This is a genomic window from Cupriavidus sp. MPR-AND1C (assembly GCF_058809705.1).
Window position 1 is genome coordinate 45691 of sequence record NZ_JBXASU010000046.1, and the last position, 15205, is coordinate 60895.

Genomic DNA, 15205 nt, shown 5'->3' on the forward strand with positions numbered 1-15205 from the left:
TGATGCTAAGCAGGGTTTTTACCGAGACAGGAAGACACAGCATGATCGCTATTGGAGCGCGTGTGCCGGACGCCACGCTGAATGAGTTCTTTGAGGTCGAAACCGGCGGTTGCGCCCTTGGGCCCAATTCCTTCTCCGCGTTGGAACTCGCGCGTGGCCGCAAGATCGTGGTGTTCGGCCTGCCCGGCGCCTTTACGCCGACCTGTTCCGCCAAGCATGTGCCGGGCTTCGTCGCGCAGGCGGACGCGCTGCGCGCCGCCGGCGTGGACGAGATCTGGTGTGTGTCGGTCAACGACGCCTTTGTCATGGGCGCCTGGGGCCGGGAGCAGCAGACTGGCGGCCGTGTGCGCATGATGGCCGACGGCAGTGCCGAATGGACCCGCCGGCTGGGCCTGGAGCAAGACCTGACCGCACGCGGCATGGGCATACGCTCCAAGCGCTATGCCATGGTGCTTGACGATGGCGTGGTGTCCCATCTGTGGCTTGAAGCGCCCGGCGAGTTCAAGGTCAGCAGCGCCGAAGCCGTGCTGGCTGCGTTGCGCGCGTAATACGCGAGTGTGTCAGCACACGTCACTAAAGTGATTTTTTGTGCATTTATTGTGCTTTATTTCTTCTTGCTAACACACCGAAACAAAGTGACGCAGCGCAGCAAACGAAGCGATGGTAAAATCGTTGTATTAGAAAGTGTATTTGATAGATTTTAATAATAGCTGGGACTGTCATGCTAAAACAGCGCACCATCAAATCCCTGGTCAAGACCGTTGGCATTGGTTTGCACTCGGGCCGTAAAGTGACGCTGACGCTGCGCCCGGCCCCGGTGGATACCGGCATCGTATTCACCCGCGTCGACCTGCCCGAAGCTGTCGAAATCGTCGCGAGCGCGTCAGCCATTGGCGACACGCGCCTGGCGTCGGTCCTGCAGAAAGACGGCGCACGCGTCTCGACCGTGGAGCATTTGATGTCCGCCTGCGCGGGCCTTGGCATCGACAACCTGTATGTGGATGTCGACGCCGAAGAAATCCCCATCATGGACGGCAGTGCCGCGTCTTTCGTCTTCCTGCTGCAGTCGGCCGAGATCGAGCAGCAATCGGCGCCCAAGCGTTTCATCCGCGTGAAGAAAGCCGTGGAAGTGCGCGAAGGCGACAAGCTGGCGCGCCTGGAGCCTTTCTTTGGCTTCAAGCTGGCGTTCACCATCGATTTCCGTCATCCCGCGGTGGACAAGACCGGCCAGACCTTCGCCATCGACTTCGCCGACACCAGCTATGTGCGCGAAATCGCCCGTGCCCGCACCTTCGGCTTCGCCCATGAAGTGGAAGCCCTGCGCGAGATGGGCCTGGCGCGCGGCGGCAGCCTGGACAACGCGATCGTGCTCGACGAGCACCGCATGTTGAACAACGAAGAACTGCGCTACGGCGACGAGTTCGTGCGCCACAAGATCCTGGATGCGATTGGCGACCTGTACGTGGTCGGGCATCCGCTGATTGGCGCGTATATCGCCAACAAGTCCGGGCACGGGCTCAACAACCAGCTGTTGCGCGCGTTGCTGGCCGATCAGGAAGCCTACGAGATGGTGACGTTCGAGCGCGTCGAGGATGCGCCGCTAGCGTTCCTGCCGCAGTTGGCTCCGGCGTTCGCGTAGCGCGGGAAGGGAATTCAGGGCCGCTGCACGGTCCGATGTGAAAGCCGGCCTCCAGGCCGGCTTTTTCACGTTTGGGCGTCGAACAGGCTTGCGCTTCATGTATCAGCGCCCGCCGACGCCTTCACCGATGGTGCGACAACAGCGTATTCAGCGCATCGCGCAACGGCGACGCGGGGAGTTCCTGGGCCAACTGTGTCAGGCTGGACAAGCCGGTCGCCGACATCCGCGCCACCTTGGGCTTCACCACCGGCCCGGTGTCCCAATCGCCCTGCCGCCCGACCTCCGGTTGTACCCTCACCCGGATTGCGGTAATCTGCGATCCCCGCTGCTGTAGCCTGGAAAGTAGTGTGGGGACCACTTGTCGGACTCGTGCCGCTGCGGCCCCATGGGCGGCAAGCAACAGCAAAGTTCGCTCCGACTGGCCTTGCCCGATGCCGCGGGCGTCTTGCTTGACGCCGGCTACAGCGATGCCATCCTGCAGTCCGCGTGGCAGGAGCGATAGCACCTCAGCCTCCAGTACCGCCAGTTCCCGTGCCGTCTGCATCAGGGCCGAGACGGGGCCAGCCTTGTCCAGCCAGTCGTTAAGCGGCTTGGCGGCGGGCGTCTGGAGGGCGTAATGGGTAAACATGCGCATGCGCGCATTCTAGCGTGCCGTTCGCGTCAGTGCGGCGGCTTATGCGTCGCGGCTGCCCGGCCTGCGCCGGCCAGGCATGAGAAGGAGTTGCGCCATGCAGATCATCGTGCTTCACCCACGCCTACCGCGTGTTCGCCATTTCACCCTGTCGCGGGGCAAGGTCCTTGCCGGCATCGCATTGCTGTGCCTGGTCGTCGCGCTGTTGTCGTCGGCCCTGACCTGGGTCGTGGCCCGCTCGGGCATCGCAGCGCCGGCCCGGGCACCGGGCGACGACGCCTACCTGCGGGCCAACCTCAATGTGCTCGCGACCCGAGTGGGCGAGATCCAGGCCCGGATGGTGCGGCTGGACGCGCTTGGCGAGCGGGTCTCGGGGCTGGCCGGCATCGCGCCCAAGGAATTCAACTTCCAGCAGCCGCCCGGGCGAGGCGGCCTGGCCGCATCCGCGCAATCGCGCACCTCGAGCCTGCCGGAGTTGCAGCTTGCGCTGGCACGCCTGTCGGACCAGGCCGAGCAGCACGCGGACTATTTCGACGCAGTGGCAAGTACCTTGCTGGATCGCCAGAGCGAGAGCCGCCGTGTCCCGCGCGTGCTGCCGGTGGCTAGCGGCTACGACGCATCCGGCTTTGGCTGGCGCTTCGATCCGTTCACCGGGCGCCGTACCCCGCACGATGGTGTGGATTTTTCGGCACCCACGGGCACCCCGATCGTGGCGGCGGCCGGCGGCGTGGTGGTCGCGGCGGAATGGCATCCGGAATATGGCAACCTGATCGACATCGACCACGGCAACGGCCTGAAGACCCGCTATGCGCACGCGTCCAAGCTGCAGGTGAAGGCCGGCGACCTCGTCAAGCCTGGCCAGCAGATCGCCCTGGTGGGCTCCACCGGGCGCTCCACCGGCGCGCACCTGCATTTCGAGGTGCATGTGGACGGTGTGCCGCAAAACCCGAATCGCTTCCTGGCCATCGCCAAGCCAGCGCCAGCCCAGGTTGCCCAGGCGCCGGACCCCACCGATCGCAATCTCGTCCGTTGAAGAACCGGGGCGTCGCCCCGATGTCGGAAGCATTGGATGCGCGGGTTGTGTCCGGGCCGTCAAGTGGTGGGGGATGCGTGGTGTGGTTTGCGCAGCGTTTCACCTGCCGCTTGGTTCCGGTCGTGACCCGCGCGCGTGATAAACTCGGCGTTTTGCGCCAATCTTCCTATTTCCTCGCGCGGTCCGCCCTGGGCAGCCGGCCAAGCCGGCGGCTAGGCCGCCCTAGTGCGTACCACGGCGGCGTACCACTCGCGTAGGTGAAAGCAATCGATGATCACGGGCCTTCTCAAGAAAGTCTTCGGCAGCCGTAATGAACGGCTGATCAAACAATATGGCAGGACCGTCGCGCAGATCAATGCGCTGGAACCGAAGTTCGAGGCACTTTCGGATGACGACCTGCGTGGCATGACCGAGATTTTCCGGCAGCGCCACGCCGCCGGGGAGTCGCTCGAGGCGTTGCTGCCCGAGGCCTTCGCGGTGTGCCGCGAGGCCAGCAAGCGGATCATGAAGATGCGCCACTTTGACGTCCAGCTGATCGGCGGCATGGTGCTCAACGACAACAAGATCGCTGAAATGCGCACCGGCGAGGGCAAGACCCTTACCGCGACGCTGCCGGTGTACCTCAATGCCATTACCGGCCGCGGTGTGCACGTTGTCACGGTCAACGACTACCTGGCCCAGCGTGACGCCGAGTGGATGGGGCGCCTGTACAACTTCCTCGGCCTGTCGGTCGGCGTGAACCTGTCGCAGATGCCGCACGACCAGAAGGCCGCTGCCTATGCGTCCGACATCACGTACGGCACCAACAACGAGTTCGGTTTCGACTACCTGCGCGACAACATGGTCTACGACCCTGGCCAGCGCGTGCAACGTCCGCTGAACTACGCCATCGTCGACGAGGTGGATTCGATCCTGATCGACGAAGCGCGCACTCCGCTGATCATCTCGGGCCAGGCGGAGAACCAGACCGACCTGTACCAGCGCATGAACGGCGTGCCCAAGCTGCTGGTGCGCCAGATCGGCGAGGAAAAAGCCGACGGCACCGGCGTCGAGAAGCCGGGCGACTATTTCGTCGACGAAAAGGGCCACCAGGTCTACCTGACCGAGGCGGGCCACGAGAAGGCCGAAGAGATCCTGATGCAGCAAGGCCTGATCGGCGAGGGCGAATCGCTCTACGCGCCGCAGAACATCACGCTGATGCATCACCTCTACGCCGCGCTGCGCGCGCAGAGCCTGTTCCATCGCGACCAGCATTATGTGGTGCAGAACGACGAAGTCGTCATCGTCGACGAGTTCACCGGCCGACTGATGACCGGACGGCGCTGGTCCGACGGCCTGCACCAGGCCGTGGAAGCCAAGGAAGGCGTGACGATCCAGCAGGAAAACCAGACGCTGGCGACGATCACCTTCCAGAACTACTTTCGCATGTACGAGAAGCTGTCCGGCATGACCGGCACGGCCGATACGGAAGCCTACGAATTCCAGGAGATCTACGGCCTGGAAGTGGTGGTCATCCCCACCAACCGTGGCGCCCAGCGCAAGGACTTCCAGGACCAGATCTACAAGACCTCGAACGAACGCTACGACGCCGTGGTGCGCGATATCCGCGATTGCTACGAGCGCGGCCAGCCCGTGCTGGTGGGCACCACCTCGATCGAGACCTCGGAATACCTGTCCGGGCTGCTCGACAAGGCCAAGTTGCCGCACCAGGTGCTCAACGCCAAGCAGCACGAGCGCGAAGCCGAGATCGTGGCGCAGGCGGGCCGCCCCAAGATGATCACCATCGCCACCAACATGGCGGGCCGTGGCACCGACATCGTGCTGGGCGGCAACGTGGAGAAGCAGGCTGGCTTCATCGAGGCCGATGAAAGCCTCTCCGAGGCCGACAAGGCTGCGCGCATCGCCCATCTGGAAGGCGAGTGGCAGTCGCTGCACGAGCAGGTCAAGGCCGCTGGCGGCCTGCATATCGTGGGCACCGAGCGCCATGAGTCGCGCCGTATCGACAACCAGCTGCGCGGCCGTGCCGGCCGCCAGGGCGATCCGGGCTCGTCCCGCTTCTACCTGTCGCTGGACGACCAGTTGCTGCGCATCTTTGCCGGCGACCGCGTGCGCGCCATCATGGAGCGCCTGAAGATGCCGGAAGGCGAGCCGATCGAAGCGGGCATCGTCACGCGCTCGATCGAGTCCGCCCAGCGCAAGGTGGAAGGCCGCAACTTCGATATCCGCAAGCAGTTGCTGCAGTACGACGACGTGGCCAACGACCAGCGCAAGGAAATCTACAAGCTGCGCAACGAGGTGCTCGAGTCGCAAGACGTTGGCGAGATGGTGAAGAACCTGCGCCAGAGCGTGCTGGTCGAGATGTTCCGCGACCACGTGCCGGCCGACTCCATGGAAGAGCAGTGGGACATCAAGGGCCTGGAGACCAAGCTGCGCGAGGAATGGTCCCTGGACCTGCCGCTGGCCGCGACCATCGAGGCCGCCCAGAGCATCGAGGACGAGGTGCTGCTGGACAAGATCATGCGTGCCGCCGACGAGCGCTACGATGCCAAGGTCAACCAGGTTGGCCGCGAATCGTTTGCCGGCTTCGAACGTTCGGTAATGCTGCAAAGCATCGACACGCACTGGCGCGAGCACCTGGCCGCGCTGGATCACCTGCGCCAGGGCATCCACCTGCGCGGCTATGCGCAGAAGGATCCCAAGCAGGAATACAAGCGCGAGTCGTTCGAGCTGTTCGCCAGCCTGCTGGACGTGATCAAGGTGGAAGTCACCCGCGTGATCTTCAACGTGCAGATCCAGTCGCCGGAGGAGCTCGAGCAGGCCTCGGAGCAGATCGAGGAAGGCCTGTCGCACCTCGCCAACGTGCAGTACAAGCACGAGGAGTTCGACGAGGCCACGCAGGGCGCGGAGAGCGTGGGCAGCAGCGCACCCGAGCGCGCCGGCATTGCCTACGCCGCTGCGGCGCAAGCCGCGGACATGGCCAAGGTGGGGCGCAACGATCCCTGCCCATGCGGCTCCGGCAAGAAGTTCAAGCAGTGCCACGGCAAGCTCAGCTAAGCCGCGCACCGTGAAGTCAGCAAACATGCCCGCGCAAGCGGGCATGTTCGTCAGGGGCGGTGCATTCAGTTGAGAGCGCAGCCGTCTGGCACGAGCAAAACCAGCAACGTCGAACGCATAGAGGAACGCACATGGCCGTCAACCTGCCCCTGCCGCTGGCAGAAAACCTGAAACCTGTCGCCGGCGTCGAGCTCGGCTGGGCCGAAGCGGGTGTCCGCAAGGCCAACCGCAAGGACGTGCTGGTGGTGCGCGTTGCCCAAGGCAGCACCGTGGCGGGCGTGTTCACCCGCAACCGCTTCTGCGCCGCACCGGTGCAGGTCTGCCGCGAACACCTGGCCGCCGGCAAGGGCATCCGCGCGATCGTGGTCAACACCGGCAATGCCAATGCCGGCACCGGCGAGCCGGGCCTGGCCAATGCGCGCGCCACCTGCGATGCGCTGGCCGCGCAGCTCGGCATTGCACCCGAGCAAGTGCTACCGTTCTCGACCGGCGTGATTCTCGAGCCGCTGCCGGTGGACCGCATCACCGCCGCGTTGCCCGCCGCCATCGCCAATGCCAAGCCCGACAACTGGCTGGCCGCGGCGGAGTCGATCATGACCACCGACACCCAGCCCAAGGCCGCCTCGCGCACCGTGCAGATCGGCGGCAAGACCGTGACGCTGTCCGGCATCAGCAAGGGTGCGGGCATGATCCGTCCCAATATGGCCACCATGCTCGGCTTCGTCGCCACCGATGCCACCGTGTCGCAGGATGTGCTGCAGGCGCTGGTGTCGTACGCGGCGGATCACTCCTTCAACAGCATCACCATCGATGGCGACACGTCGACCAATGACTCCTTCGTGCTGATCGCTAGCGGCAAGGCCGGCGCGCCGGCCATCGAGCGTGCCGAGGGTGCGGATTTCGAGGCCCTGCGTGCCGCGCTGACCGACCTGTCGCAGGAACTGGCGCAGATGATCGTGCGCGATGGCGAAGGTGCCACCAAGCTGATGACCATCCAGGTCGAGGGCGGCAAGGACGTGGCCGAATGCCGCCTGATCGCCTACGCGGTGGCGCATTCGCCGCTGGTCAAGACCGCCTTCTACGCCTCGGACCCCAACCTGGGCCGCATCCTGGCCGCGGTGGGCTATGCCGGCGTGGACGATCTCGACGTGGAGCGTGTCAATTTGTGGCTGGACGATGTCCTGGTCGCGCGCGACGGTGGCCGCAACCCCGAGTATCGTGAGGAAGACGGCCAGCGTGTGATGAAGCAGGCCGAAATCACCGTGCGCATCGCGCTGGGCCGTGGCGATGCCGCCGCCACGGTCTGGACCTGCGACCTGTCGCACGACTACGTTTCGATCAACGCGGACTATCGTTCGTAAGCACCGGCCAGGCACGCAATGCGTGCCGCTCCCGCCAGCGCGGGCACGGCACGCCAGCCCCTCGCTCCCCTGCCAACGATCCGCTTTTCCCCCAAGCCGCCATGTCAGACCTTGCTGCCCGCCTCAATAGTTTCCTCGCCCGCCTTGAACAATGGCTTCCGCCCCAGCTGACCGACGCTGACTGGGAGCAGGCCGTCGCCTTCCGCTGGCGCAAGCGGCAGAGCCTGTTCGGCAACATCGGCTACCTGCAGGCGATCCGCCAGCTGCCGCCGATCCATCTCGACGACCTGAAGAACATCGAGCGGCAGAAGGATGCCATCGTGGCCAATACGCGCCAGTTCGTGCAGCACTTGCCGGCCAACAACGTGTTGCTGACGGGCGCGCGCGGCACCGGCAAGTCCTCGCTGATCAAGGCCTGCCTCAATGCCTTCGTCAAGGACGGCCTGCGCCTGGTGGAAGTGGACAAGGATGACCTGGGCGACCTCGGCGATATCGTCGAGCAGTTGTCGGGGCGTCCCGAGCGTTTTGCCATTTTCTGCGACGACCTGTCGTTCGAAGAAGGCGAGTCGGGCTACAAGTCGCTGAAGTCGGCGCTGGACGGCTCGGTGGCCGCGCAGTCGGACAATGTGCTGATCTACGCCACCTCCAACCGCCGCCATCTGCTGCCCGAGTACATGAAGGACAACGAGACCTACCGGCACACCGACGATGGCGAGATCCATCCCGGCGAAGTGGTGGAGGAAAAGATCTCGCTGTCCGAGCGCTTCGGGCTGTGGCTGTCGTTCTACCCGCCCAAGCAGGACGAGTACCTGGCCATCGTCGGCCACTGGCTCGGGCACTTTGGCTGCAGCGCCGAAGACATCGCCGCCGCGCGTGGCGATGCGCTGGTGTGGGCGCTGGAGCGCGGCTCGCGCTCGGGGCGGGTGGCCTGGCAGTTCGCCCGAGATTGGGGCGGCAAGCATGGCAAGCCTTACATGGCCTCGGCGCAGGACGGCCAGGCATGAGCGAGGCATCGCAGGTGACCGATGCGGCGGCGCCGGTGCGTAAGGTGACCGAGGTCGCCGTTGGCGTGCTGGTGCGGCCCGACGGGCGCTTCCTGCTGGCCCAGCGGCCGGCGGGCAAGCCCTATGAAGGCTACTGGGAGTTCCCGGGCGGCAAGCTGGAGCCGGGCGAATCGGTGGAAGAGGCGCTGGCGCGCGAGCTGCATGAGGAGCTCGGCATCGAGGTGGGCGCCAGCGTGCGCTGGCATGTGCTGGAGCATGATTACCCGCATGCCTATGTGCGCCTGCATTTCTGCAAGGTCACTGCGTGGACGGGCGAGCTGGTCGGCCGCGAGGGCCAGGCCTTCTCGTGGCAATCGGCGCCGGTGGATGTAGGCCCCTTGCTGCCCGCTACCATCCCCGTGGTGGACTGGCTGGCTGCCGAGAGCGGTAGCGCCTGAACTGCCTGAAGCGTCGCGGCCGCAACGGTCGCGCGGTGCTTAGTCCTCGTCTTGCTCGTCCGGCGAGGGTTCCTCGCCGGGTTTGCCGCCAATCACGTATTTTTCGGACGCCCACGCGCCCAGGTCGATCTGCTTGCAGCGGTTCGAGCAGAAGGGACGGAATTTACTCTCGGGTACCCAGGCCACGTCCGTGCCGCAGGTGGGGCATTTGACTACGGTTGTCATTGCTTCAGAAATTGCAGAGCTTGAGCAGGAAGGGGATGTCGGCGTCGACCGAACGGGGACGCAGATCGCCATCCTGCTGCGTGAAACGGACCCACAGCATGTACTTGTTGGCGCTCATCTCGGGGATGAAGGCCAGCAGCGATTCATCCAGCAGCACCTGCATCAGCTGGTAGCTGCGACCGGACAGCATCTGCTGGTAACTGCCGCCGGTGGCGATGACCTTGCCGCTCTGGCCGGACTCGCGCAGCAGGCGCAACACGGTGTTGGTGCCAAGGCGCAGCGGCACCAGCGGGCGCACCCACTTGAGGATGTCCGCGCGGCGGTCTTCGACGGGGCGGTGCTGCCAGGCGTAGTAGGCCGGCAGGTCGAACTCGCAGGTGCCGCCCGGGATGATGGCGCGGCTGCGGATGCTGGTCAGCCACTCGTTATCGGTCAGCAACTGGCCGGCCTTGCCAACCGTCTGGTTGAGCTGGGCCATGGCCTGCTCGATCTCGCTGATGACGCCATCCAGCGCGCCCTGGTCGATCTGCGGATTGGCGCGCAGCGCGGCAAGCGCCTGGCGCTGGCGTTCCAGTTCCTTGAGCAGGTCGGTCTTCAGGTCCGCGCGGCCGGCGACGTCGATGATCTCGAACAGCGTTGTCAACGCCACGTGATGCTGCAGGGCGTGATCCTGGCCGAGAAAATAATCCAGCCGATCGAACAGGTCTTCCAGGCGCAGGAGAGTCCTGATGCGTTCGTTAAAAGGATATTCGTACAGAATCAATGGGTGTATCCGTGCAACATGGCGGGTTGGCGGGTGGGCAATCTGACCCGGGCGGCATTGCCGGAGCGGCGAGGCTCACGGTGTATCCGGGCCCGCGCGATGTGAATCGGCCTGGGCCCGCAACATCGGCAGTATGCGGCCATTTCCCTCGTGATTCCAGCGCATTCTATGCGAGACCGCCAAACAGGACAATGAAACAGCCGACTTGGGGTGTCGCATGCAGCACCACACAAGGATGCTGCCAGTCACCCTGCCTGTGACTGCCTAGGCGCCAGCCAGGGTGCGGTACATCTGGTCCAGGCGATCCACCTGGGCGGGCAGGGCTTCCGGCGGGCCCTCGTTGTCGACCACATCATCTGCGGCGGCCAGGCGTTCGCTGCGCCTGGCCTGCCTGGCCATGATGGCCTCGACCTGGCCCTGGGAAAAACCGTTGCGCGCCATGACCCGTGCAACTTGCGTGGCCTCGCTGCAATCCACCACCAGCACCCGGTCCACCCGTGCACGCCATGAGCCCGACTCGACCAGCAGCGGGACCACGTAGATCAGGTAAGGATGCAGTCCGCCAGCGCGGATCGCGGCGGCGCGCGCCTCGGTCAACTGGCGGATCAGGGGGTGGGTGATGCCCTCCAGCCGGGCCTTGGCCGCCGGGTCCGAGAACACCAGCTCGCGCATGGCATTGCGGTCCATGGCGCCGTCGGCGCGCAGGCAGGCGGGGCCAAAGGCTTCCAGCAGGGCAGGGATGGCCAGCCCGCCCGGCGCGGTGATCTCGTGCGCGAGCAGGTCGGTATCGATCAGGGCGGCGCCGCGCGCGGCAAAAAGGTCCGCCACGCGGGTCTTGCCAGAGCCGATGCCTCCGGTCAGTCCGATTTGCAGCATGTAGGTCTCGAAGCTCGCTGTGGGTGTGATAGGGGCTGCCTTGCGGCGGCCGGCGCCCGTTCAGCCCACAATGCCCAGCGGCAGCACGTTGGGCCCAAAGAACAGCACAAGCAGCCCGGCTCCGGCGATATAAGGGCCGAAGGCGAAGTGCGTATCGCGATCCTGACGGCGCAGCGCGATATTGGCAAGCGCGAAAACCAGCCCCACCACGGAGGAGAGCAGCACCAGCGCCGGCAGGGCCTGCCAGCCGAACCAGGCGCCCAGCGCGCCCATCAGCTTGAAGTCGCCATAGCCCATGCCTTCCTTGCCCCGCACCAGCTTGAAGATCCAGTACACCGTCCACAGCAGCAGGTAGCCGGCGGCCGCGCCGATCACGGCATCCGCCAGCGGTGCGAACAGCCCGCCGAGATTGAGCAGCAGGCCCAGCCATACCAGCGGCAGCGTGATCTGGTCGGGCAGTAGCTGCGTGTCGGCGTCGATCAGGGTGAGGGCGATCAGGGCCCAGATCAGGGCGATGGCAGCGAGAGCCTGCCAGGTCGGGCCGAAGTGCGCGGTGGCCAGCGCGGTGAGCAGCGCGGTGCCCGCCTCCACCAGGGGATAGCGCGCGCCGATGGGCGCGGCGCACGATGAGCAGCGCCCGCGCAGGAACAGGTAGCTCAGTACCGGAATGTTCTCCAGGGCGCCAATGGCGTGTCCGCAGTGTGGGCACGCCGAGCGCGGCACCATCAGGTTGTAGGGCTCGGGGTGGGGGATCGGGTCGTCGCGCAGCGACGCGATATAGTTGGCTTCGTCATGCTCCATCATGCGCGGCAGGCGGTGCACCACCACGTTGAGGAAGCTGCCGACCAGCAAGCCGATCAGCGCGGCGGCGGCGACCAGGAACCAGGGCGGCAGCGCCGCCAGCTCGGCAATGGTCTGCGCGGGGGCAGCCAGTGAAGAAATCGCGCCACTGGCGCCATCCGCGGAAAACAGCCACATGCCTTACACCACCTGTCCCAGTTTGAAGATCGGAAGATACATTGCCACCACCATGCCGCCAATCAGCACGCCCAGGATCACGATGATCAGCGGCTCGATCAGGCTGGAGATGGCGGCGACAGCGTCATCGACCTCGCGCTCGTAGAACTCCGCCACCTTCAGCAGCATGTTATCCAGCGCGCCGGATTCCTCGCCGATCTGCGTCATCTGCAACACCATGCTATCGAAGACATGGGTTGCCTGCATGGCGTTGGTCAGGCTGGTACCGATGCGCACCGATTGCTCGATTTCCTTGGTGGCGTCGTAGTAGACCCAGTTGCCGGCGGCGCCGGCGACCGACTCCATCGATTCCACCAGCGGCGTGCCGGCGGCGAACATGGTGGCAAGCGTGCGAGTCCAGCGGGCGATCACCGCTTTGCGGAACAGCGAGCCGAAGATCGGCAGCTTGAGCAACAGGCGGTCACTGGCGCGCTGGACCTTCTCCGAGCGTTTTAGCCCGCGTATGTACATCGTGATGCCGATGATCGGCGCGCCGATGATCAGGTACCAATTGTCGACGAAGAAGTCCGACATGGCGATCACTACCAGGGTCGGCGCCGGCAGGTTGGCGCCGAAGCTGGAGAACACGCCCTTGAACGCCGGGATCACGAAGATCATCAGGATGACCGTCACCGCGAAGGCCACGCTCAGCACGGCGATCGGGTAGATCATGGCTGACTTGATCTGGCTCTTCAGCGCGATGGTCTTTTCCATATAGAGCGACAAGCGCTCCAGCAGGGCGTCCAGGATACCGCCCTGCTCGCCGGCATCGATCAGGTTGCAGTAAAGCGTGTCGAAGTAGCGCGGATGGCGGCGGAAGGCCTGCGCCATGCTGCTGCCGGATTCGATGTCAAAGCGGATCTCGGACAGCAACTGGGTGAAGTTGGGGTTGGCATGCCCGCGCGCGATGATGTCGATCGATTGCAGCAACGGGATGCCCGCCTTGAGCATGGTGGACAGCTGGCGCGTGAAGTACGCGATGTCCTTCTGGGTGATCTTCTTCCCGCGCGCGGCCCGCCGCTTTTTCAGCTTGACGACCGTCAGCCCCTGCTTTCGCAGCGTGGCATTGACCTCGGCCTGACTCTCCGCGCGCAGCTCGCCCGAGAACGCCTTGCCCTTGCGGTCCTTGCCTTCCCACTCGAACAGGTACTGCGTGGGTGCCTTGCGCCCTGGTTTCCCCGTGGGCGCGGCCGCCTTGCGAGCGGCTGCGGCCGGTGCGCGTGTCGCCATGATTGACCCCTAATGACATCTTTTGTTGTTTTACATATTTGTTGTGGCCAGCACTTCTTCGAGCGAGGTGAGACCCTGCTTCACCTTGGCCAGGCCAGCTTCGCGCAACGATAGCACGCCATCTTTACGCGCTTGTTCGGCGATTTCCAGCGCCGTGCCATGCGCGAGGATGATCTGCTGCATCGGCTCGGTGATCGGCATCACCTGGTAGATGCCGCAGCGGCCCTTGTAGCCGCTGCCGTTGCAGCGCTCGCACCCGACCGGGTGGTAAGGCTGCCAGCTGCCGTCGAGGTCCTCGTCCTGGAAGCCGGCGTCGGCCAGCACCTCGCGCGCCAGCTCGCCGGGGCGCTTGCAGGTGCACAGCCGCCGCGCAAGCCGCTGCGCGGTGATCATCAGCACGCTCGACGCGATATTGAACGGCGCGACACCCATGTTCATCAGGCGCGTGAGCGTGGTCGGCGCGTCGTTGGTGTGCAGCGTCGAGAACACCAGGTGGCCAGTCTGTGCAGCCTTGATCGAGATGTCGGCGGTCTCCAGGTCGCGGATTTCGCCGACCATGATGATGTCGGGATCCTGGCGCAGGAAGGAGCGCAGCGCGGCGGAGAAAGTCAGGCCGGCTTTTTCGTTGACGTTGACCTGGTTGATGCCGGGCAACTGGATTTCCGCCGGATCCTCGGCGGTCGAGATATTGATGTCGCCCTGGTTCAGCCGGTTCAGGAAGGTGTACAGCGACACCGTCTTGCCGCTGCCGGTGGGGCCGGTCACCAGCACCATGCCGTAGGGGCGCTTGATCACGTCCAGCAGCAGCGCCTTTTGCGCCGGCTCGTAGCCGAGCTGGTCGATGTCGAGCTTGTCGGACGATGACTCCAGGATCCGGATCACGATCTTCTCGCCGAACAGCGTCGGCAGCGTGGAGACGCGGAAGTCGATCGCCTTCTCCACGGTTTCCTTGGGCTCCTTGCTGTCCTTGCCGTCTTTGTCGCCGCCCTTTTCCTTGGGCAGCGCGATCAGCAGCTTCATGCGGCCATCTTGCGGCACGCGCTTTTCCGAGATGTCCAGGCGCGACAGCACCTTGATCCGGGTGGAGATCTTGTCGCGGATGTCCACTGGCGGCCGTGCCACTTCCTGCAACACGCCATCCACCCGGAAGCGGATGCGGTAGAAGGTCTCGAACGGCTCGAAGTGAAGATCGGAGGCGCCGCGATGGAAGGCTTCCGTCAGCAGCTTGTGCAGGAAGCGAACCACTGGCGCGTCGTCGATGTCGGCCGCGGTCTTGTTGCGCAGCGCCCCGGCGGACGCCACCGGGTCGTAGTCGATCATCTTGCGCTCGACATGGCCGGGACCGATCGACTTGATCGAGCCGCTGCTGTCGTCGGAAGCCGAGCGCACATATTGCATCAGCTTGTCGTGCTCGACCACGACGGGTTCCACCGGCACGTTGTATTTCTGCTTGATGGCGTCCAGCCCGGCCTGGTTGCCCGGGTCGGACAACGCCAGCACCAGGCGGTTCTCGCGCCGGCCCAGTGGCAGCAGGCGGTGCGCGTGGAACTCGCGATTGCCCGCCAGCGCCGGCGGCACCTTGTTGAGGTTGTACTGATTCAGATCGATCAGCGGCAGCTGATACTTATCAGCCGCGAAGATCGCCACATCATGTGCAGTCATGGTGCCGCTGGCAATGATCTCGTCGATCAGCTGCGACTTTTTTTCTCGTGCCGACTGTTCAAGCTGGGCGAGCAGGGCCGGCGCGATACGCCGGCTCTGTGCAAGAGCTAGACCAAGTGTCATGGCAAAAAACGATTGGCCGCAAGCAGCCGAGGACCCCGAATCGGGGCAGTTTGCCGCCGGGGTCACTTTTTGTAAAGGCGCACCGGATGGGGTGTTGCCGTTTGCACGACACGGGCGCAACCCTACTTGCGCGGGGGGATGGGGAAGGGG

At 64.9% G+C, this 15205-nt stretch carries 14 protein-coding genes; 7 read left to right on the forward strand and 7 right to left on the reverse strand.

What is annotated here, in order from left to right; genetic code table 11:
- Nucleotides 1–41: 41 nt before the first annotated feature.
- Nucleotides 42–548 (forward strand): peroxiredoxin, encoded by a 507-nt coding sequence (locus AC1RWI_RS22955; protein ID WP_043349795.1) that lies wholly within the window; start codon nucleotides 42–44, stop codon nucleotides 546–548.
- Nucleotides 549–721: 173 nt separating this feature from the next.
- Complete coding sequence (lpxC, locus tag AC1RWI_RS22960) at nucleotides 722–1639, forward strand: UDP-3-O-acyl-N-acetylglucosamine deacetylase (RefSeq protein ID WP_043349791.1); 918 nt, start codon at nucleotides 722–724, stop codon at nucleotides 1637–1639.
- Nucleotides 1640–1760: 121 nt separating this feature from the next.
- Here lpxC and AC1RWI_RS22965 read toward each other — a convergent pair whose 3' ends face one another.
- Entirely contained in the window at nucleotides 1761–2273 is a 513-nt protein-coding gene (locus AC1RWI_RS22965) for a DciA family protein (RefSeq protein WP_043349787.1), read from the reverse strand.
- Between the two features lie 94 nt (nucleotides 2274–2367).
- Here AC1RWI_RS22965 and AC1RWI_RS22970 point away from each other — a divergent pair, with 94 nt between their 5' ends.
- The 5 genes from AC1RWI_RS22970 to AC1RWI_RS22990 all read left to right on the forward strand — a co-directional run bounded on the left by AC1RWI_RS22970 (nucleotide 2368) and on the right by AC1RWI_RS22990 (nucleotide 9159).
- Nucleotides 2368–3303, forward strand: coding sequence for a M23 family metallopeptidase (locus AC1RWI_RS22970; protein WP_492868955.1), 936 nt, complete (start codon nucleotides 2368–2370; stop codon nucleotides 3301–3303).
- Between the two features lie 270 nt (nucleotides 3304–3573).
- Nucleotides 3574–6357 carry a preprotein translocase subunit SecA gene (gene secA / locus AC1RWI_RS22975; protein WP_492868957.1) on the forward strand — a complete coding sequence of 928 codons (2784 nt, stop codon included), beginning with the start codon at nucleotides 3574–3576 and terminating at the stop codon, nucleotides 6355–6357.
- A 131-nt stretch (nucleotides 6358–6488) separates the two neighbouring features.
- A complete protein-coding gene (gene argJ / locus AC1RWI_RS22980) occupies nucleotides 6489–7718 on the forward strand; it encodes a bifunctional glutamate N-acetyltransferase/amino-acid acetyltransferase ArgJ (protein ID WP_043349776.1) in 1230 nt (409 codons plus the stop codon).
- A 101-nt stretch (nucleotides 7719–7819) separates the two neighbouring features.
- Nucleotides 7820–8722 (forward strand): ATP-binding protein, encoded by a 903-nt coding sequence (locus tag AC1RWI_RS22985; protein WP_043349772.1) that lies wholly within the window; start codon nucleotides 7820–7822, stop codon nucleotides 8720–8722.
- Nucleotides 8719–9159, forward strand: a complete 441-nt coding sequence (locus tag AC1RWI_RS22990; protein ID WP_043349769.1) for an NUDIX domain-containing protein — start codon at nucleotides 8719–8721, stop codon at nucleotides 9157–9159. Before AC1RWI_RS22985 ends, AC1RWI_RS22990 begins: the two co-directional genes overlap by 4 nt.
- A gap of 39 nt (nucleotides 9160–9198) precedes the next feature.
- On the opposite strand, the gene AC1RWI_RS22995 is transcribed toward AC1RWI_RS22990, so the two are convergent.
- From AC1RWI_RS22995 to pilB, 6 genes are all read right to left on the reverse strand, one after another.
- Nucleotides 9199–9384 carry a DNA gyrase inhibitor YacG gene (locus AC1RWI_RS22995; RefSeq protein WP_043349767.1) on the reverse strand — a complete coding sequence of 62 codons (186 nt, stop codon included), beginning with the start codon at nucleotides 9382–9384 and terminating at the stop codon, nucleotides 9199–9201.
- 4 nt (nucleotides 9385–9388) lie between these two features.
- Nucleotides 9389–10147 carry a cell division protein ZapD gene (zapD, locus tag AC1RWI_RS23000; RefSeq protein WP_043349763.1) on the reverse strand — a complete coding sequence of 253 codons (759 nt, stop codon included), beginning with the start codon at nucleotides 10145–10147 and terminating at the stop codon, nucleotides 9389–9391.
- A gap of 264 nt (nucleotides 10148–10411) precedes the next feature.
- On the reverse strand, nucleotides 10412–11023 hold the full coding sequence (gene coaE / locus AC1RWI_RS23005; RefSeq protein ID WP_043349760.1) for a dephospho-CoA kinase: 612 nt from the start codon (nucleotides 11021–11023) through the stop codon (nucleotides 10412–10414).
- Between the two features lie 60 nt (nucleotides 11024–11083).
- Nucleotides 11084–12001: a prepilin peptidase gene (locus AC1RWI_RS23010; RefSeq protein ID WP_236701932.1), complete on the reverse strand. Its 918-nt coding sequence runs from the start codon at nucleotides 11999–12001 to the stop codon at nucleotides 11084–11086.
- 3 nt (nucleotides 12002–12004) lie between these two features.
- Nucleotides 12005–13270 (reverse strand): type II secretion system F family protein, encoded by a 1266-nt coding sequence (locus AC1RWI_RS23015; protein WP_492868961.1) that lies wholly within the window; start codon nucleotides 13268–13270, stop codon nucleotides 12005–12007.
- A 30-nt stretch (nucleotides 13271–13300) separates the two neighbouring features.
- On the reverse strand, nucleotides 13301–15055 hold the full coding sequence (gene pilB, locus AC1RWI_RS23020; protein ID WP_043349753.1) for a type IV-A pilus assembly ATPase PilB: 1755 nt from the start codon (nucleotides 15053–15055) through the stop codon (nucleotides 13301–13303).
- Between the last annotated feature and the right edge of the window lie 150 nt (nucleotides 15056–15205).